A 1,139-nucleotide genomic window follows, 5' to 3' on the forward strand; every position below is an offset into this window, starting at 1 on the left:
AGCGCGAACCGCTCGCCGCGGCGGTCGGCGACCAGGCCCCAGCCGACCATGGTGAGCAGGATGCCGAGGATCGGGCCGGAGACCAGCGCGCCGGCCCCGGCGAGCGAGAGGCCGAACTCTCGCTGGAAGGCGGGCAGCAGGGACGGCAGGCCGTAGAGGACGGTGGTCATCGCGGTCTGACCGCCCGTCCCGATCGCGAGCATCAGCCAGCGGCGGTGCGCGGGGTTCCCGGTCATGCCGGGAACCCTACGGAGGTGTCAGCAGGTGGGACGGGGATTTCCGACCCGTGAGACGGCTCGGGGCGGGGCGGGACAGGGCAGGGCGGGACGGCGGGTCAGGCCTGCCGGGAGGCGAGCGTGACGACGGTGATGTCCGAGGGCGCGCCGACCCGGACGGGCGGGCCCCAGGCGCCGGCACCGCGGGTGACGTAGAGCTGGGTGTTGCCGTACCGCTCCAGCCCGGCGACGGTCGGGTTGGCCAGTGCGGCCAGGTAGTTGCCCGGCCAGAGCTGGCCGCCGTGGGTGTGTCCGGAGAGCTGCAGGTCGACGCCGCGGCGGACGGCCTCGTGCACGGCGACCGGCTGGTGGGCCATCAGGACGGCGGCGCGGCGGGTGTCGCGGTCGCCGAGCGCCCGGTCGTAGTCGGGGCCCTGGCCCTCGGCGGTGCCGGCGATGTCGTTGACGCCGGCCAGGTCGAAGTGGGCGAGTTCGGTGCGGGCGTTCTCCAGCGGGTGCACGCCGAGCTCGCGGACGAACTCCACCCAGGGGGCCGCGCCGGAGAAGTACTCGTGGTTGCCGGTGACGAAGTACGCGCCGTCCCGGGCGCGCAGCCGGGCGAGCGGCTCGGCGGCGGGGCCGAGGTCGGCCACGGTGCCGTCGACCAGGTCGCCGACGATGGTGATGAGGTCGGGCTGGACGCCGTTGATGGTGTCGACGATGCGCTGGGTGTGGGCGCGGCCGAGGATCGGGCCGAGGTGGATGTCGCTGACGACGGCGATCCGGTATCCGTGGGCCTGCCGGGGCAGCTTGGCGAGCGGGACGGTCACGTGCTTGAGGCGCGGCCCGCGGAGGACTCCGTACGCGCCGTTGCCGACCACGGCCGCGGCGGTGGCGCCGGCGGCGACGGCCACGCCGCGGGCG

At 75.4% G+C, this 1,139-nt stretch carries 1 protein-coding gene and 1 pseudogene; both read right to left on the minus strand.

Translation table 11 applies throughout. The features are described 5' to 3' along the window. Positions 1-236, minus strand: a pseudogene (locus tag ABZ641_RS38770) (MFS transporter); the annotation flags it as partial. 98 nt (positions 237-334) lie between these two features. Continuing rightward, a partial coding sequence (locus ABZ641_RS38775) for a metallophosphoesterase (protein ID WP_359989404.1) occupies positions 335-1,139 on the minus strand: 805 nt, incomplete at its 5' end.

Origin of the sequence: Kitasatospora sp. NPDC007106 (assembly GCF_040634455.1) — a bacterium.
GTDB lineage: Bacteria > Actinomycetota > Actinomycetes > Streptomycetales > Streptomycetaceae > Kitasatospora > Kitasatospora arboriphila.